The following is a 16,635-nucleotide window of genomic DNA, read 5'->3' on the forward strand; positions in this document are numbered from 1 at the left end:
GAACAGCGTTTACGGCCGTGATCAGTGCGGCTTTTTCGCTTCTTGGAAACGCCCCCAGCGATCAACTGGCTCCAGACGGTCGGCTCCCTGGAATGGCAGCACCCACCCCGGATATTCAGCGGGAAGCACGCTGACCTCATCCAACTGCCTAAGCTCGTCTTGGGTGAGTATGAGTTCAGCCGCCGCGAGATTATCCTGAAGCTGGTCGAGGCGCTTCGCGCCAATGATGACCGAGGTTACTACAGGCTTGGCCAAGAGCCATGCGATCGAGAGACGTGCAGGACTACAGCCATGTGCTTTCGCGATCGGAGCCATCACGTCGAGGATCTTCCAGGCCCGCTCCTTGTCCACGATCGGAAAGTCGTAGTTAGTGCGGCGCGAATCTGCGGGCTTCTGGTCCATCCGGCTGTACTTGCCGGACAGCAAGCCACCGGCAAGCGGACTCCATACGAGCAGGCCGACCTTTTCGGATTGCAGCAGGGGAACGATTTCCCGTTCGAGATCGCGGCCGGCGATCGAGTAATAAGCCTGAAGCGTGTCGAACCGGGCCAGGTCCTTGAACTCGGAGATGCTGAGGGTTTTGGCAATCTTCCATGCCTGCCAGTTGGAGCAGCCGATGTAGCGGACTTTTCCTTGTTGCACCAAGGTGTCGAGAGCGCGAAGCGTCTCTTCGACAGGGGTCACGGCATCGTTGCCATGAATCTGGTACAGATCGATATGGTCGGTCTGCAAGCGGCAGAGACTGGCCTCTACGGCGTCCATAATGTGGCCGCGAGAAGCGCCGATGTCATTTCGCCCTGGGCCGACGCGGCTATAGACCTTCGTCGCGATCACCACATCCTTCCGCGCGATATTAAGGTTCTTCAGTGATTGCCCGAGAATCTTTTCGCTTTCGCCCTCCGTGTAATTGTCAGCTGTATCAAAGAAGTTGATCCCGTCGTCAATTGACGTCTTGAGCAGTTCGTCGGCCCCGGCCTGGCCTACGGCGCTGATGGCCTCGAAGATTCCTCTGCCGTCCCCGAACGTCATGGTTCCGAAGCAGAGTTTCGAGACCAGGAGACCTGTATTGCCGAGCGTTGCGTATTCCATGGTGTTTCCTTTCTCGCGAGTAGATGAGCGAGTACGCGCTCATTAACGGGACAAAAAATCATCCAGCGACTGCATTCCAGAACGCGTCGAACCCTGCCTTTGTGTAGCGCTTTGCCTGCGCCGGCTCGCGCATGATGAAATCCATCGTCGTATCGCCGATCGCACTCATAATCGCCGACACGAATGACGGAGGCTGGAGCCTCATTGCACCACCGGCCGCGCACTCACGCATCATGTCGTCGAATTCCCCGAATGCGTCCCCGACCAGCTTCTTGCTTTCTTCGGTGATGCGGTCCGACACCGCCAGTTGCCTCATCGCTCTCCGCTTCAAGGGATGCGCCAAACCCCAACCGATGAAGCGATCCCAAACGTGGCGATTGCGGACGATGAGGCTCTTGCCGGCAGGGTAGCCGGTCATCATGGCGTCGCGAAGGTCCATCTTGAGTTCCAGATATAACCGGTTCAGCAGTTCGTCCTTGTTGGCGAAGTAAGTAAATAGCGTGCCTTCCGCCACGCCTGCTTCCTTGGCAATCTTCGCGGTCGGAGCGCTCACGCCGAGCATGGCCACCACTTCGGCAGTCGCCTCGAGGATTGCGGTCCGCTTTTCTTCGCTGAGAGGGCGCGCCATTTCTCGCCAATAATGAGTGCTTACTCAATCATATAAATACTCTGGCAGGTCGTCAAGCAGAATTCGCGGGCCTTTGTGGGTTCGTAGGTTCAAATCACCGCGCAACCAATTGCATTCAGCATGACCACCAGGGCGAACGGCGGTGATGGCGTGTGTCAGGGAGGAGGTTCCGAGGAATGCTTGACCTTATGGAACGTTGACGCGCAATCCGATCGCAGGAAAAGAGACGGCGGAGCATTGATGGATCGTCAGCGATCGGCTGGTTATTTTGACGTTCGCCGAACGAGCGCGCTTATGGAACGGCCGCTGTTGGCGCGCAAAGTGGACGTTCGTGGTCTGGGATCAAAGATCTGCCGTGGTCCACCGCCCCAGTCTGCACTCGCGTTATCGCTTCGCTGCGGCCGATCCCGGTCCACTCGTTCGGCGCGCCTTGCTGGATATTTGCGCGGTCAAGTCATCAATTCTGGAGAGGAGCAGCTTGAGAATAGGCGAGGTGTTTGCCTTGTTGTAACCGAGGACCAGATCAATCGTTGGCGCTTCACCCTCCAGCGGACGGCTGGTCACCGACCAGGGAAGAAGATTACGTGGGTAGGCGGGCAGCAGCGCTACGGCGCCGGTCGACGCGATCAAGGACACCGCATGGGTAATGTTGTCCACCTCGTGATCCGAAATGATATCCAGGCCGGACCGCTTCAGGTAGTCCTCGATCACAACGCGCGAGGTCGGAGCCGTCTTCGATGGTATGATGAATGTCTCGCCGACAATCTCTCGCAGTTCGACGGCGTCGCGCACAGCAAGGCGGTGGTCGCTGGGGAATATGACGACGAACGGCTCCGTAATCACACGCCTGTAAACCAGCTCGTCCGCCGGCTGTTCCGGCCGCATGAACGCGGCGTCGAGCCTGCCCCGCATTAAGGCGTCAGCGAGGTCCGGGGAATTCTGACTTGAGACCGTGACCTCTATATTGGGCAGTTCATCGTGAAGGATGCGCAGCGCTTCAGGCAACCAATCTATCTCTTTCCCCGTGAGAAACCCTAGAGCGAAGGTCGGCTTGGCGGGTTGAGCCGCCCGCCGCGCTGCTTCCTTGGCTGCCTCTGCCTGGGTGATTCGCGTGAACGCCGTCGGGCCTGGCCCCACGGACACCGGCATGCTGACCCGATTTACTGGCACGGCGGAGAACAAGGCGGCCCTGGTGACCCAGGTTCCGCTCGGTCGGCTCGTCCTCTCCGAGGAGGTCGCCGACGGCATCGTGTTCCTCGGTTCGGACGAAGGCAGGTTCATCACCGGCCACGTCCTCAACGTCGACGGCGGACACAGCGCCAACTGACCATATCCGGGCGCTGAAGCTTGCTCCGCGCCCGAAAGCCACGGCCTCGAATACGTTTCAGGTCAACAACACGATTCAGAGGACAACCGCTATGGGCGCTCCTGTTATCCTCATTACCGGCGCTCTGACCGGCATCGGTCGTGCCACGGCATTTGCCTTTGCCAAAGAAGGCGCAACGGTCGTTGCGTCCGGCCGCCGCGAGGCCGAGGGCAGGGCACTCGAAGCCGAGCTTCGCAGCCTCGGCGTTGAAGCCGCTTTCATTCCGGCGGACGTGCGCCACGAAGACGACGTGCGCGACCTTGTCGAACAGACTGTCGCGCGCTTCGGCCGCCTGGATGTCGCGGTCAACAATGCCGGCACCGAAGGAAAACCAGGCCCGCTGACCGAGCAGACGTCCGAAAACTATGCAGGGATGTTCGACACCAATGTGCTCGGCACGCTCCTCAGCTTGAAGCACGAGCTGCGGGTCATGCAGTCGCAAGGCTCAGGCAGCATCATCAATATTTCTTCGACCATGGGCGAGCGCGGTGCGGCGAATCTCGCGCTCTACACCGCAAGCAAGCACGCGGTGGAAGGTCTCACGAAATCCGCCGCTCTCGAAGCCGCTCCTTCGGGCGTGCGCGTCAATGCCGTCGCGCCTGGTCCGACCGAGACCGCGATGCTCGATCGTCTGACCGCGACGCCCGACAAAAAGGCGGCGTTCTATGCTGTCATACCGCTTAAGCGCGGTGCGAAGCCGGAAGAGATAGCCGACGCGATCGTGTTCCTCGCTTCAGACAAGGCGTCCTTCGTCACCGGCCAGATCATCAGGGTCAACGGCGGCAAAACCGCCATGTGATCGCTCGCGGCAAGCTGATGCTACCGGGATTTTCATCTTCAGATCTTCGGAGCCCGATCATGACCACCGACAACCACCAGGGATACGCAAGAGAGTCGATTCATTGCGACCTACACCCGATCAACGCGCAGTGCATATGCAGTGCATATCAAGTGAGGAGTGACCCCAATGGCTAACGTTGTGAAGAAACACAGCATCTCTTCTGAGTTGGCACAGAAAATGGTGGATGCAGCAGTGGCAAAAGCCAGAGAACTTGGCGTTAGCGAGAACGTGGCGATCCTCGATGACGGCGGCAATCTCAAGGCCTTTAGCCGGATGGATGGGGCCTCGATGCCTACCATCGAGATTGCGCAGAAGAAGGCCTACACCGCTCTATTCGGCGTCTCCACTCAGGACTTTTTTTCAACTTTATCCAGAGCGACCCGTCGCTTTTGGCCGGCATCCCCACGCTTGCGCGTGTAGCGGCGTGGGGTGGCGGGTTTCCCATCAAGGTGAACGGCGAGGTTGTCGGGGCGATCGGGGTGAGCGGAGCGCCCAAGGTGCAGAACGACATCGATTGCGCGAGAGCAGCCCTGGCGCTCCTACCGGATGCGGTACCCACTGAGTGAAAAGGCCCGACCAGATGGTTCACACCCACCAGACCGCGCCGACGCAGTTCGTCGAAGCGAACGGCATCCGCTTCGCCTATCGCCGATTCGGCAAGGCCGGCGGCGTGCCGCTCGTCTTCAACCAGCACTTCACCGGCACCATGGACCATTGGGATCCGGCGGTGACCGACGGACTCGCGAACGAGCGCGAAGTCATCCTGTTCAATAATGCCGGCATCGCCAGCAGTTCAGGGCAGGTGCCAACTTCGATCGAGGGTATGGCCGCTAACGCCATCGCCTTCATTCGAGCGCTGGGTCTTTCGAAGGTCGACGTGCTGGGTTTCTCCATCGGTGGCCTCGTTGCTCAGGAGATCGCCGGCCAGGCGCCGGGCCTCGTTCGCAAGTTGGTCCTTGTCGGGACCGGACCACGCGGGGGCGAAGGTATGGCAAACCTGACGCCCGAAGCGCAGCAGATTTTCGGCGCAAGCTACGAAGAACCTGACCACCTCTGGCTCGCCGTCCATTTCACCAGGTCGGAGGCAAGCCAGGCGGCTGGCCGCGACTTCCTCAAGCGGTTCCGACTGCGCAAGGAGAACCGGGACCCCGAGGTCAATGAAAAAGTGGCACCCGCCCAACTTGAAGCCTTGGGTAAATGGGGCATTCAGTTCGATAGGGCGTACGACTACCTCAAGTCGATTCGACAGCCGACGCTGGTCGTGAACGGTGGCAATGACGTGATCATCTACTCGGTGAACTCGTTCATCCTGCAGCAGCACCTGCCGAACGCCCAACTCATCCTCTACCCCGACGCCAATCACGGCTCGCAGTACCAGTATCCCGAACTCTTCGTCCGTCATGTCTCGATGTTCCTGTCGGAGCACGAGCGCCGAGGCGTGTGAGGATCGAAGCGGTCACTTAGCCGCCGCGGCAACGACGAAGGACGACGATCATGGCTACTCTGACCGGCAAAACTGCGCTCGTTACCGGCGGTTCGCGCGGCATCGGACGCGCCAGCGCACTCGCGCTTGCCGCCGCCGGCGCCCAGGTTCTCGTGCATTACGGCCGCGGCGCGAAGGAAGCCGACGATGTTGTCGCAGAGATCGCCGCAGCCGGCGGCCGAGCGGATGCCATAGCGACGGACCTTGCCGCCGCGGACGGCGCCGGCAAGCTTGCCAGGCAGGTCCGCAGTATTGTCGGAGATCGCCTCGACATCCTTGTCGCCAATGCAGGGATCCTGAAAGCGGCGACCATCGAGGAAACGACGGTCGAGGATTTCGACAGGCTGTTCGCAGTCAACGTACGCGCACCATTCTTTCTTGTGCAGCAGCTGCTTCCGATCATGTGCAAGGGAAGCAGCATCGTTTTCCTCTCATCGCTCGCGGCGCGCGCCGTTGTTGGAACGGAACCCGCATATGCGGCAACCAAGGGTGCCGTCGACACCCTGGTGAAGCATTTCGCCTCGATGCTTGGCGCGCGTGGTATCCGCGTCAATGCCGTCGCGCCCGGCGTCGTCGAGACGGACATGTTGAACTTCACCAAGGCAGACGCGGGCCGCGACGTCGCGCTGGGCATTCAGGCACTGAAGCGCCTCGCGCAGCCCGACGACATCGGCGGCGTTATCGCCTTCCTGGCATCCGAAGATGCCCGATGGATCACCGGCGATATCATCCGCGTCGATGGCGGCTCGAACCTCTGAAGTTGGAACGCCGGGAGCGCCGGGAGTAAAGCGATGATCAAGGGTCCCCTTCCGTCTCCAGCCGCTTGTGGGCCTCACCAACCCGGCTGCTATACCCGGCGGAACTCCGCTCCTTACGAGCTTGGGCAATGCACAAGCTTCTGGGTTGCGGCCGGCGTGGTCGCGCACACCTTGTGGACCAGCGCTGCGCCGGCGATGACCTATCCGCTGTTTGCCGAGGAGTGGCATCTCACCCACACGGTTACGACCGGGGTCTTCGCCATCTATCCTATCGTCGTAGCTGCCGTTCTGGTCGGCTTCGGCGATGTGTCCGATTATGTCGGCCGTCGCGCCGCAATTCTGTGGGGTGTCGGCGCTTCGCTCTTTGGCACCCTGCTTTTGGCGCTGGCGCCCGATGTGCTCTGGCTGTTTGCGGGGCGCGCCTTCATGGGCTCGGCCTTACCGCGGGCGCGTCGACCGCCGCGATGGTGGAATTCAGCGGCCAGGGAGCGGCGAAGCGCGCCGCCACGATCACAAATGCCGCCCAAGCCGTCGGTTTCGCAGCAGGACTGCTGCTCGGCGGCGCCCTCGTTCAATATGCTCCGCTGCCCACGCGGCTGAACTTTTGGGTGCTGTCCGCAGTCCTGGCTGCGCTGTTTGCCACGGCATGGTTCCTGCCGCGCCATATCGGCAGCGAAGCCCTGGGCCGCTGGAGTCCCAAAACCCCCTTCATACCGAACCATTTGCGCAACGTTTTCGCGGTCGCGGCGGCGGCGGTAACTACTGCCTACACGCACGGCGTACTGATCCTGTCGCTCGGAAGTCAGGTTGCCCGCGATCTCGTTGGATCGCCCAACGCGCTCGTGAACGGCGCGGCTCTTTCCCTATTCGCGATCGCCTCGGCCGTGGTCGGGATTGGCGCGAGGAGGCTGCAACCTCGGGCCGCGATGACCGGTGGCGCCGCCGCATCCGCACTAGGCATGGTGCTGCTGGCGGCGGCGGTCGCTCATCATCATTTGCCAGTCTTCCTCGCCGCTACGGCGATCTCCGGCGCCGGATATAGTCTGCTGTTTTTCGGCGGCCTGCAGACGATCAACAGCGTGGCGCCGGCCGAGCACCGCGGCGGCGTGCTCTCGGCAATCTATTTGCTGGCTTTAAGATTCGGAGAAAAATCCATTCTCCAGCCACTTCCAGGGCTCAAATTGACCGGGGGCGGGATTCTCCCGGCGTCAAAAACGCAGGAAAATGGCCAGATTTTTGGATCCGTCTCCATTTCCAAGTACGAAACCGAGCCCGTGCGCGGTCGCCACCGCACCGAGAAGCAGCGAAACGGCACCCAACGACACATAATCTCCCTAGCCAGCGTGACCATGCCAAGGTCAGGGTCCAGGGTTCGAGCCTCTTCGCCCGCTCCAGATTTTTCTAATGTTTCAATTGCTTCCGACGGTCCGCCGAAAGGCGGCCTTGCCGTCTAATACCGCGAACTCCGTCTTATCGACGGCCAGGGTTTCAGCGTTCCGCAAATTCAACGCTTCGGGCCCACTTCGTGTAGCGTCCGCACCACCGCAAATCTTCGCGATGCACCCTGGGCGCCTTGTGGGGCTACCAGCTGTCACCGTTCAGCAAGGTCGGACGACCTTGCTTATGCTGCTGCCCATCCCTCAGATAGGACTTCCGCTTGCTCAAGCACCGTCTGCGTTGCTTTCTCCTGCATATCTGGCGGATAGCCGTATCTGCGGAGGATGCGCTTTACCAGCACCCGCAGTTGTGCGCGGACGTTTACAAAGACCTCCTTGCGGGTTATGAACCTGAAATCTCCGAAGCCAATGTTGCACCAACGACAGATTCTCCGGCAGGCTCTTCATGAGTGCATGGGACTTCAGCGAATCGGTGGTCGAGCAAGCCAGCCTCGCTTGGCTTGAGTCACTTGGCTACACAATCTTCAACGGTCCGGCCATTGCCGTTCGCGTCTCTGATCAGGACCGAGACATGGCCAAGTTCAGCACCAAGCACTCTAAACACCAAATGCGGATACTCTCGAAATAATCCCTTTGACTGCAATCGCGGCCTTTGCGACAGATCGAAGAATCCTGATTTTGGGGGCAGGGAATGCAACTGATCGCTACGCGGCACTATGACGACCGGCATCTGACCACGTTGGAAGTCTTCGAGCTGCAAGACCGCATGTATCGCAAGTCTGATGGTTCGTTCGTTTTGATGGTGGCGGGGCCGTTGCCGGATGATCCTGAAGTCGTAAAGCCGTTCAGTCTCGAAGGCGTGTTTGAGTGGTTACAAGATTGTCCATGGCAGATTGTACGGGCGCTGATCTGAAACTGCGCGGCACGCCTCTCCCCGCAGACCTGAAACGTCTAATGGACTTGGTGGTCACCAGACATGTCTGGGGCCGCAATCTCAATGCAGAGCAGATGCAAGAGGAGCTTGCGTCTGCTCTCGATGATGGCCGCTTTACTTGGTCACAGTCCGCAAGGGCGAGCATGAGCGGCTCGCCCCCGAGCTGGGCGACGTGGGGCGCGCATTCGCCGAAGCATCCAAGGGCACTCCGAGCAATCGACCGAGCTGAATTAACCTAGTTCACGCTTGCGCCGAGAACCACGGTGTAGATGGGCATGCCTTCTGCCGCCGTTCCGCTTTTGGCAAAAAGTCGCACAAATCCCAGCAGGGTCTTAACCTCGTTAATGGGAATTTCGGCGAGTGCGATCAGGTGATCTAAGCCGGGCATCGAAGGCAGCACAGCGTCAGTCGAACCGCCAACCAGGAATGGAGCATAAGGATAGTTTCCGAGGATGAAATCTGTGATGGTTTTGCGGTCGAAACCTTGCAGGCCATATCGAGTAACTGCAGTGCAGTACGCAATCTTCGCAAGCGATCTGGAAAATTGATTCTCACTAAGCCGCAATGGCGCGCTTAGCGGAAAGGTTAGTGTCTCAGCTGTCCCGAGAGACAACAACCGGCGAAAGTGATCAGGCACATAGCTAAATTTATGCAGTTCCGTTGTCTTGAAGTCCGCTGTCTGCTCGGCTCCGGTTAGCATTCCCGGCTTGTCCCATACCGGCAAGTATGTGAAAAATGGATGATCCTTGATAGGAAGATCCAAATCTAGATGCGGCTCATCTCCGATTTTGATGGTTGTAGGAAGCGTTGTCGGGCGCTTACGGCGATTACGCGTGGCCACATTCGCATGGATTCTATAGTGACCGAAAATCGTCCGCGCTAAATGCAATTCGAGTTGACTGGTAATCGTCGCGCACTGAGCACAGCTTGCCTTTTCTATGACGGCGCTGCCGCCTAAAGAGTATGGGACAATATGCTCGTCAGTCAGCGCGGCCTCAGGAGGTTGCGCGCCGCAGTAGATACAGCGCCCGAACGTCGGAAACGCTCGGTGCCGAAACTCCTCTTCTTCAACTTTCACCGTTAGCGGTACTCATCGGGATGAACCCATTTCACCATTTGCGCGTTCTGCTCCGAGATTGCTCAGCCATACAACCCGGTTTCATTCTCGAATGTTGCATCCGACCGGGCATATCGCGAGCTGATTTTGCCGTCGTCGTGGACGAAGAAAGAATAAACGCCGTATTCGTCCGCCTGTTTCAAATGGATGCCATAGCGAACATCTGCATACGACGGGAGCCGGAACACGCCGATTTTGCGATCTTCATAATCGTGAATTTGGGAGCCTGATTGTTCGGCCACGCGGCACGCCAGATAATAGCTGTCCACAGCGGCTTCGAGAGCGACCTTAAACGTTCCGTCCTTTAGTTCCTGCATGCAGCGCTGAAAGTTCTTGTCGTCATCATCCGGGAAGATCGCCCTATATGATTGTCCGTCTTGTATTCTCGTTACGATCAAGAACTTTGCGATGTCGAGATAGGCATCAGACAATTCGTCCTCCGAACCCCAGAGTGGTTCGGCGCTATACGGCACGTAGTGCTTCGTGCCGATCTTGTCGAAGTCTTCGTAGACTGGGTATTTGTGCGTGAGCGCTGTTAGCTCCGCTTGAACTCGCGCCTTATCGGCCTTCAGCATCTCACGCTCTTGCGCTCTGGCCTTCCGGTACAGCGCAATCATCTTGTCCGGGTTGTCGCGGGCGATGACGTTGGCCAGCTCCCGTTGCAGAATTTCTAGATACCTATCGTTTGCGTCGTTGGCCGTTGAGGCTTTCCGTGCGGCCGTGCTTGCCAACGTGCTCAGCGCGGGCCTCTGGGATTGGCGGCCCAGGTAGACGCCGAAAGCCAAAGCCCCGGCTGCTATGAAGAATATTGAGAAATCCAAGTTGCCCCCGTCTATCGTTCACCCGACCCCGCGCAGATACTATCGTTGTTTGTAGGGTTCGACGTACGGATATTCCTTCCGAAACATGCCGATGAATTTGCCGTAGTGAAAGCTGAAGTCACGGCTCAACATTTCTTCCTCAAACACCTGACGCTGCTCGCGGCCTGAAAGAATGCTCAGGTTACGTATTGCTCCGAGAACAAAGGCGCTGCCATCGCGCTCAAAAGAAGTCCTCATCTCCTTTACGGTCAGCTTGCCACTTCCATAGTAAGCAGCTCGCATCGCAACGTCATGTGATTTCGACGCGGCCCGCATTTCATTGTCCTTCAACGCCCTTCCATAGAGTGATGCGATGACGCAACGAAATTCGTCCGTCATCGAAACGTTCTCAGCAAACAAACCCATCGAGTTCTCGCCACTTCTATCTTTGATGTCGAGTGACTTCCACCGCTGCAAAATGTCCTGAAGTCGCTCAGTCCGAGCAAGATGCAAAGGGTTCAAAGTGTTGAGAAGATCGAATAGAACCGTTTTCCAAAGCGGAGTTACCGGCGCGGTTTCGACAAGCTGTAAGATCGCATTCTGAATGCGGTAGTGCCCAAGATCGGGACTATAGTCGTCGTCATTGTTGGTGTTGATGCGCTTGTTCTCTCGCGAGCTATGCACGAGATTCGCGAGGCGTTGGTCAGGCACGTTCGCAAATGCTCCATCTCGCTTATATAGCTCCTCCAACAGGTTGTCGGACACCTCGGGATTTCGGACGATAGTTTCCGCGAGACCGTATTCATTCTCAACTAATATGCGGTCTAATTCGTCGTCGCCGATTAGCTCGCGAGGGAAGTCAAACACAAAGTGTGCCTTTTGAATTGTCGCATTGGAAAGACAACCGAGCAAAAGGCCACGGCGATAGTGCTCGTCAGCTTTGTCCGTTGGGCTTCCGCGACCATGGTTATACAGTGCGACGAAAACGCTTTTGTCAGTGCAGTAGCAAGCAAGCCCTAGATTGATCAGCGGCTGACTGCGTTCGACCAATAGCGGTTCAATGCCGTCCGACCTCGACATGAGCAGGCTTGTACGTACCTCTTTGGAAAGTTCCCTTAACTCCGCGAAGACCTGATCTGGACTCGCCACCAAAAGCCTTGCATCGCGCGTAAGTTTGAATTGGTGGTCATCCCACGACATCGGCCGCGCCCCCCGTCCGAATGTGCTAAAGAAAAAGCTGATTCAACCGAGAGTATACTTTAAGGGAATGTGCGACAAGGCATGGTCTGGGATATTTGATCCTGCGGGAGAATCCTAGCCGTAGGATATTGGTCGGTAGACTTATGGAAAGAAGAATGAAGTGCCTGTCGATAGTGTTGGCTCTCGCTGTGATGGGAGGCGCCGGGACGCAAGCGATTGCTGACAACGGCGGTCAGTCTGCCGAATGCAAAGAAATCACCGCTCGGCTCATCGAATTGACCGGTACGACGTTCGATCGCTACTCGCCCTCCGGCGACAACGTTTTCTTTAAGAAGCCCGATATGCATCTGAGCTGCATGAGCCATCGAATTACTGGCGTTTCGCTAAGCTGGGACGATAGTGGCTTCCCGCCTAACACGTGGTTCAATTTGTTGGCGTTAGCGGGGAAAGCTGTCACAGGAGTCGACGTTCGGACCTTGGAGGTCGCGTCGCACAGGTGTCACCGCGCAGCATTGAAGGAGAAATCCGAACTGGCGGACCTGGACATCCCTAATGCCAAAATCGAGTGCCAAGCGTTCACGCGCCACGGAGGTGGAGTCGACATCGGCATTTGGATTAACGACCACGAAGCTAGAAAATGGATTGAAGAGCGTTAAGGAAATGAGCGAAGACGAGCCGATATCTGACGACGATCGAACCAACGAGGTTGGCTTCTTCAACACCGCTGAGACGTATTGGAGATCGGCACAGGCGCTTTACAATGCGAAAGTGAAGGCGACTCATCCGTTGAGTCCGGTACTCTTCCTATACTATCATGCCATCGAACTGTACTTTAAAGCGTTCTTGCGCGGTCACGGTTTTACGGCGGCTCACCTCAGGAGCAAGAAGTTCGGTCATCGCGTTTGCTGTCTGAGCGAGCGAGCGGCTGAACTCGGATTGTCGTACATGGATGAGGACAAGCAGGTATTCTCCATGATGATCACCACCGACGCGATCATTCGATCTCGCTACATTTTGACGGGGTATCACAGTTGGCCATCCCCCGAGGCTTTAGACCGGACATGCCGCGGCTTGCGCGAAAGCGTCTGCAAGGCGCTCGTTCAGAAGGGTTCGCCTGTTCGCCTCTGATGAGGTGTTTACAAGGCGACAGAGGGTAGTAGGAATATCCGAGATCATGCCGAAGGTGTCGCGAACATACGGGCCTATTCATTTCGAGGACCTCGACCCGCATCGCTTTGAGGATTTAGTGCGGCAGCTCGTCTACGATTTCAGAGATTGGCAATCAATCGAGGGTACTGGCCGCAGTGGTTCTGATGATGGCATCGACATACGCGCGTTCGAACGACTAGCGACCGCGAGAAACGAAGATGATGAGGATGAAGACGCCAAGGAATTGTCTCACCCCATGATGGGTAATCAATGGATAATACAGTGCAAAAGAGAGAAGGAGTTAGGTCCCAAACGCGTCGCTGAGATCATTGAGGAGTTGGACGATAAGAACCCGCCCTACGGCTACGTTCTGGCGGCAGCATGTAATTTCTCAAAACAATCCTATGACCGTTTCCGAGACAAGCTGATCGAAAAGAGAGTTATGGAGTTTCATCTGTGGGGAAAGGCGGAGCTTGAGGATATGCTTTGCCAGCCGAAAAACGACCACATACTTTTCACGTTCTTTGGCATCTCTCTTGTAACCCGACGTAGATCACGGTCCACTGAAATCCGTAGGACTGTCGCCAACAAAAACAAGCTCTTTAGAGTGCTTGGTGCTGAACTTGGCCATGTCTCGGTCCTGATCAGAGACGCGAACGACGAAGATTATCCGTTCAAGGAGGAAATCAAAGACTTCGATGCTCGCCCGCGATGGCGAGAATGCCCAGCGGTCAATTACCACCCGCGAGGTCTCGTTGTAAGAACACGGGAGTATTTTGGGTACGTTGATCAAGACAAGAAGGAGTTTGATTTCACGGATGCGGTCTCGTTGTTAGTGTTGAGAGGCGATGAAGATCATCAGGATCGAAGAGCTTGGCACGAACGTCGAGAACTTATCGTAGATTTTTGGAATCACTTGCCGCATCGAAATAAGTGCCACTTTGTTGCGGAGCGCCTGCTCCGGTACGACGACATGCTTGTGATCGATGATCAGGGGATAGCGCCTCATAAATTCACTCACATATTTGTGGACACCGAAGGTAAGGACGGTCCTTTCTCAGGTGGCTGGGAGTTCGCGGAATCGCGTCGTAGCGGGGCTCATCGGCACATCGGCCTCGGAGACTATCATCGGAAAAAGATATTCCCCGACACGTTTCCGACCCCTGTCGTCGGAACGGTCCACCCAGAGGGGGCCATCTCGATTGACAGCGAGACTGCGCGTCTCGCTGGACTAAATGAAAATATTCGAGAGTTCTTTCTTCTGGCGGGCCAGCACGATGAACTGAAGCAACGCGACGTGATAACTGTTAAGTCGGAGGACAGCGTCTACCGTAGCGGACAGGTGGGTCGCAGGGACTCCTCTCCGCCGACCTATCTTCAGGTCACCCTGGTCGAAAACGTGCGGGTGGCGGACTTGTATAGTGAAGAGGAGCAACAGTGGGCATTGCGAGAGCTTGAGCGCAAGCTGGGGAAAGAACTGGCTGACGACGACGTTTTGAAACGCGTAGAGTTTGTTCACACTTACGGGCGGAAAATCGGCAAGGATGATTTTTGAGCCTACTCCGCGACGCGGGTTAGGACGTGTAGAAGATCGAAAAATGGCAGATTATCGTGATAATTCAGAGGTATATGGCGGACACTCTCTCCGCCATCTGCGTATATATCGGCGAACTCCAGAGCCGCCTTCTGAGTCCCCTTCGTCGGGGTCATTTTCCGGATCAGAGACCAAGCGGCTCAGTTGTTCGTTGTCCCCAACGATGCGGATCGTTTCGTCTGTCACCTCTACCAAAGAAACGATCGACTGCAGTACTTGCTTGGCGACTGCGCGGTTTTCCCCGAGTAATGTTTCCCTCACCTCGTTCGCGAAAGCATAGATCTGGTCGGGAGTAACTTTGCGCTCTGCGGTGGAGATGGTCTTTGCGCGGTTGAGCTCGCTTTCTACAAGCTTCGCAGCTCGCAATGCGTTTGCCAAATCAGCCTTGAAAACCGAATCCTCGGAAACTCCAGGAACTGTCTTAGCCGTGGCAAAAAGCCAATGGAGGGCGGCCTTGCACTCCTTCTCCCGCGCAAGCAGAGCAGGAAGCTTGGTGTCGCGGTCTGCGCACTCCTTTTCTCGACGATCGAAAAGACCTTCGAACAGTTCGGACAAGTGATCCGGTGCAAGGATCTTTTCTGCCACAGATGTCATCACGGCCTCATCGAGCACTTCCTCAGGGATTCGGATCCCAGGGCAGCCCCCCGAGCCGAGGCGGTTGTTTCTGGAGCAACGGTAGTAACGGTAGAGGCGGCCAGTCTTGGAAGTGCCGGTTCCGAGCGTCAGTGCCGAACCGCACTTGCATAAGGCTACACCAGAAAGAAGAAGCGGGCTGCTCACGGCTTTCGCCGCATGCATTCGAGGATCACGACGTTCGAGCAGTTGCTGCACGCGTTCAAATTGATCACGCGGAATGATGGGCTCTACCTTGAGATACTTTACGGGGTATGCCGGCGAATACGGGCTTGGAGATTCGTCAACGCCGTAAGGGTAGGAACCCGTGTAACCTTCGAACGTCAGCATTCTGTGGATGGCAGCAATCGAGAAAGGCGATCCGTTACGGGTAAGGCAATTATTCTCGGTCGCCCAATTCACTATGGCTTTGATGCCCATAGGACCCGTGCCGTTGCCAAATTCGGCAAGTTCGAAGACCTTCTTTACAAAGGCCATATCCACTTCATCCACCACTACGCGGTTACGCCGCGCATTTTCCATCGCGGGGACGAGTTTGAAGCCGTGGCGGACAACTCCGCCCGGCCAATACGCCTGATCAACCATCTCCCGCTGTGCCCGCCGGACATTTACGGAAGTGACGATGGAATGATACTCGTCGAAAGTCATCGAGACCTGCTTGGCCACGAATCCACCGGCGTCTTTAGCAAACGATTGAGTGATGCTTATAACTTCGATGCCAAGCGCATTGAGCTCCTGTTCCAACTTTCCAAACTTGTGAGCTCTTCGAAACAGCCGACTGGTTGCATAAATGACGACGTAACCAACTTGAGGATACCGGCCCGAGCGCAGGTCGGCGACCATTTCGTCAAATTCCGGCCGGCGCACATCAAGAAATGCGGAGAGCCCTTTGTCTACGTAAATTTTGCGAGCCAGTTTCCCGTTTTCTTCGCACCATTTCAAAAGCTTCTTTTGTTGATCTGGGATGGAGAGGTTGCTCTCGGCACTCGCATCTGTACTCACCCGAAGGTACAGCAGAGCTTCGTCCCGTGCATTGTTGGCGTGTATGTTGGAGGGACTCTTATCACCCCGCGCAAGAGCGCGTCGCTGACTGGTGTTCTTATTCTTTCTTACTTGCGTCCCCAAGTTAGCCGTGCCGTTCGCAGCGTTCGAAGCCGAAGTTTGATCCAATGCGACCTTGTCCGACCGGCTGAAACACCTCGAGGATCATGGACTGGTCGAGCGTCGCCGTTACCAGACCAATCCCGAACGATACGAATATGTTCTGACGGTGAAGGGCCTGGATCTGATCCTGGTGACGCAGGCGCTGCTGCAGGTCGGTGACAAGTGGGCGGTTTCCGGCAATGCCGGACCTCCGCTCAAATTCGTGGATCGGAAAACAGGCCACACGGTGAAGCTGGCGATGGTCGACGGCGAGACTGGGGAGCGCGTCAAGGCGAGGGACCTGCAGCCGCAAGCAGGGCCGGGCGCCGATGCGCTGATCCATTGGCGATTGACGCATTTTCCAAAATAGGATGCTGAGAATCCAGCTTGCGGGAGAGCCAAGCCGCGGCGTTTGCTTATGAAATGACGATAGTCATCTAATTTGCAGAACTGCAATCATCATGGCTTGCAAGATGCAAGTCATGATGTAAGCTGCCCGCAAT

The 16,635-nt window shown here is 56.9% G+C and carries 19 protein-coding genes and 1 pseudogene; 12 read left to right on the forward strand and 8 right to left on the reverse strand.

What is annotated here, in order from left to right; translation table 11 throughout:
- Positions 1–21 precede the first annotated feature (21 nt).
- The 3 genes from UP10_RS31395 to UP10_RS31405 form a co-directional block, all read right to left on the reverse strand.
- Positions 22–1,089 carry an aldo/keto reductase gene (locus UP10_RS31395; RefSeq protein ID WP_044591072.1) on the reverse strand — a complete coding sequence of 356 codons (1,068 nt, stop codon included), beginning with the start codon at positions 1,087–1,089 and terminating at the stop codon, positions 22–24.
- 58 nt (positions 1,090–1,147) lie between these two features.
- Positions 1,148–1,717, reverse strand: a complete 570-nt coding sequence (locus UP10_RS31400) for a TetR/AcrR family transcriptional regulator (protein ID WP_044591073.1) — start codon at positions 1,715–1,717, stop codon at positions 1,148–1,150.
- 384 nt (positions 1,718–2,101) lie between these two features.
- Complete coding sequence (locus tag UP10_RS31405; RefSeq protein ID WP_082077332.1) at positions 2,102–2,866, reverse strand: LysR substrate-binding domain-containing protein; 765 nt, start codon at positions 2,864–2,866, stop codon at positions 2,102–2,104.
- Here UP10_RS31405 and UP10_RS31410 point away from each other — a divergent pair.
- From UP10_RS31410 to UP10_RS43375, 7 genes and pseudogenes are all read left to right on the forward strand, one after another.
- Positions 2,865–3,044, forward strand: coding sequence for an SDR family oxidoreductase (locus UP10_RS31410; protein ID WP_245321978.1), 180 nt, complete (start codon positions 2,865–2,867; stop codon positions 3,042–3,044). The two genes, UP10_RS31405 and UP10_RS31410, sit on opposite strands and share 2 nt — an antisense overlap.
- A gap of 91 nt (positions 3,045–3,135) precedes the next feature.
- On the forward strand, positions 3,136–3,882 hold the full coding sequence (locus tag UP10_RS31415; protein ID WP_044591075.1) for an SDR family NAD(P)-dependent oxidoreductase: 747 nt from the start codon (positions 3,136–3,138) through the stop codon (positions 3,880–3,882).
- A gap of 168 nt (positions 3,883–4,050) precedes the next feature.
- Positions 4,051–4,344 carry a GlcG/HbpS family heme-binding protein gene (locus UP10_RS31420; protein ID WP_197086938.1) on the forward strand — a complete coding sequence of 98 codons (294 nt, stop codon included), beginning with the start codon at positions 4,051–4,053 and terminating at the stop codon, positions 4,342–4,344.
- Positions 4,345–4,373: 29 nt separating this feature from the next.
- Positions 4,374–4,490, forward strand: coding sequence for a heme-binding protein (locus UP10_RS46745; RefSeq protein ID WP_197086939.1), 117 nt, complete (start codon positions 4,374–4,376; stop codon positions 4,488–4,490).
- A complete protein-coding gene (locus UP10_RS31425) occupies positions 4,487–5,368 on the forward strand; it encodes an alpha/beta fold hydrolase (RefSeq protein WP_245321979.1) in 882 nt (293 codons plus the stop codon). The genes UP10_RS46745 and UP10_RS31425 overlap by 4 nt, the downstream gene beginning before the upstream one ends.
- Before the next feature lie 50 nt (positions 5,369–5,418).
- Complete coding sequence (locus UP10_RS31430) at positions 5,419–6,165, forward strand: SDR family NAD(P)-dependent oxidoreductase (protein ID WP_044591077.1); 747 nt, start codon at positions 5,419–5,421, stop codon at positions 6,163–6,165.
- A gap of 195 nt (positions 6,166–6,360) precedes the next feature.
- Positions 6,361–7,619 (forward strand): annotated as a pseudogene (locus tag UP10_RS43375) (MFS transporter).
- 167 nt (positions 7,620–7,786) lie between these two features.
- Here the strand turns inward: UP10_RS43375 and UP10_RS46750 are convergent.
- Entirely contained in the window at positions 7,787–7,990 is a 204-nt protein-coding gene (locus tag UP10_RS46750) for a type I restriction enzyme endonuclease domain-containing protein (protein WP_502692280.1), read from the reverse strand.
- 263 nt (positions 7,991–8,253) lie between these two features.
- Here UP10_RS46750 and UP10_RS31450 point away from each other — a divergent pair, with 263 nt between their 5' ends.
- Positions 8,254–8,475, forward strand: coding sequence for a hypothetical protein (locus UP10_RS31450; RefSeq protein ID WP_044591081.1), 222 nt, complete (start codon positions 8,254–8,256; stop codon positions 8,473–8,475).
- Positions 8,476–8,731: 256 nt separating this feature from the next.
- On the opposite strand, the gene UP10_RS43385 is transcribed toward UP10_RS31450, so the two are convergent.
- The 3 genes from UP10_RS43385 to UP10_RS31465 form a co-directional block, all read right to left on the reverse strand.
- Entirely contained in the window at positions 8,732–9,574 is an 843-nt protein-coding gene (locus UP10_RS43385; protein ID WP_082077334.1) for an HNH endonuclease, read from the reverse strand.
- Between the two features lie 62 nt (positions 9,575–9,636).
- Positions 9,637–10,434: a hypothetical protein gene (locus tag UP10_RS31460; protein ID WP_044591083.1), complete on the reverse strand. Its 798-nt coding sequence runs from the start codon at positions 10,432–10,434 to the stop codon at positions 9,637–9,639.
- A gap of 39 nt (positions 10,435–10,473) precedes the next feature.
- The gene (locus UP10_RS31465) at positions 10,474–11,613 is read right to left on the reverse strand and encodes a hypothetical protein (protein WP_044591084.1); all 1,140 of its coding nucleotides are present in this window, start codon (positions 11,611–11,613) and stop codon (positions 10,474–10,476) included.
- A 155-nt stretch (positions 11,614–11,768) separates the two neighbouring features.
- On the opposite strand from UP10_RS31465, the gene UP10_RS31470 reads away from it, so the two are divergent.
- From UP10_RS31470 to UP10_RS31480, 3 genes are read left to right on the forward strand one after another with little or no spacing between them, the layout of a single operon-like run.
- Positions 11,769–12,269 carry a hypothetical protein gene (locus UP10_RS31470; protein ID WP_044591085.1) on the forward strand — a complete coding sequence of 167 codons (501 nt, stop codon included), beginning with the start codon at positions 11,769–11,771 and terminating at the stop codon, positions 12,267–12,269.
- Positions 12,270–12,273: 4 nt separating this feature from the next.
- The gene (locus tag UP10_RS31475) at positions 12,274–12,741 is read left to right on the forward strand and encodes a hypothetical protein (protein ID WP_044591086.1); all 468 of its coding nucleotides are present in this window, start codon (positions 12,274–12,276) and stop codon (positions 12,739–12,741) included.
- Positions 12,742–12,787: 46 nt separating this feature from the next.
- Positions 12,788–14,317: a restriction endonuclease gene (locus UP10_RS31480; protein WP_044591087.1), complete on the forward strand. Its 1,530-nt coding sequence runs from the start codon at positions 12,788–12,790 to the stop codon at positions 14,315–14,317.
- Between the two features lie 51 nt (positions 14,318–14,368).
- Here UP10_RS31480 and UP10_RS31485 read toward each other — a convergent pair whose 3' ends face one another.
- Positions 14,369–16,159: a recombinase family protein gene (locus UP10_RS31485; protein ID WP_082077335.1), complete on the reverse strand. Its 1,791-nt coding sequence runs from the start codon at positions 16,157–16,159 to the stop codon at positions 14,369–14,371.
- 7 nt (positions 16,160–16,166) lie between these two features.
- Between UP10_RS31485 and UP10_RS31490 the strand changes: the two genes are divergently transcribed.
- On the forward strand, positions 16,167–16,502 hold the full coding sequence (locus UP10_RS31490; protein ID WP_082077336.1) for a winged helix-turn-helix transcriptional regulator: 336 nt from the start codon (positions 16,167–16,169) through the stop codon (positions 16,500–16,502).
- Positions 16,503–16,635 lie beyond the last annotated feature (133 nt).

Source organism: Bradyrhizobium sp. LTSPM299 (genome assembly GCF_000938235.1).
Lineage (GTDB): Bacteria > Pseudomonadota > Alphaproteobacteria > Rhizobiales > Xanthobacteraceae > Bradyrhizobium.

Excerpts from the sequence above, each read along its gene's own strand:
- UP10_RS31395 (WP_044591072.1), bottom strand. The coding sequence starts at position 1,089 with ATGGAATACGCAACGCTCGGCAATACAGGTCTCCTGGTCTCGAAACTC.
- UP10_RS31400 (WP_044591073.1), bottom strand. The coding sequence starts at position 1,717 with ATGGCGCGCCCTCTCAGCGAAGAAAAGCGGACCGCAATCCTCGAGGCG.
- UP10_RS31410 (WP_245321978.1), top strand. The coding sequence starts at position 2,865 with ATGCTGACCCGATTTACTGGCACGGCGGAGAACAAGGCGGCCCTGGTG.
- UP10_RS31405 (WP_082077332.1), bottom strand. The coding sequence starts at position 2,866 with ATGCCGGTGTCCGTGGGGCCAGGCCCGACGGCGTTCACGCGAATCACC.
- UP10_RS31415 (WP_044591075.1), top strand. The coding sequence starts at position 3,136 with ATGGGCGCTCCTGTTATCCTCATTACCGGCGCTCTGACCGGCATCGGT.
- UP10_RS31420 (WP_197086938.1), top strand. The coding sequence starts at position 4,051 with ATGGCTAACGTTGTGAAGAAACACAGCATCTCTTCTGAGTTGGCACAG.
- UP10_RS31430 (WP_044591077.1), top strand. The coding sequence starts at position 5,419 with ATGGCTACTCTGACCGGCAAAACTGCGCTCGTTACCGGCGGTTCGCGC.
- UP10_RS31450 (WP_044591081.1), top strand. The coding sequence starts at position 8,254 with ATGCAACTGATCGCTACGCGGCACTATGACGACCGGCATCTGACCACG.
- UP10_RS31465 (WP_044591084.1), bottom strand. The coding sequence starts at position 11,613 with ATGTCGTGGGATGACCACCAATTCAAACTTACGCGCGATGCAAGGCTT.
- UP10_RS31470 (WP_044591085.1), top strand. The coding sequence starts at position 11,769 with ATGAAGTGCCTGTCGATAGTGTTGGCTCTCGCTGTGATGGGAGGCGCC.
- UP10_RS31475 (WP_044591086.1), top strand. The coding sequence starts at position 12,274 with ATGAGCGAAGACGAGCCGATATCTGACGACGATCGAACCAACGAGGTT.
- UP10_RS31480 (WP_044591087.1), top strand. The coding sequence starts at position 12,788 with ATGCCGAAGGTGTCGCGAACATACGGGCCTATTCATTTCGAGGACCTC.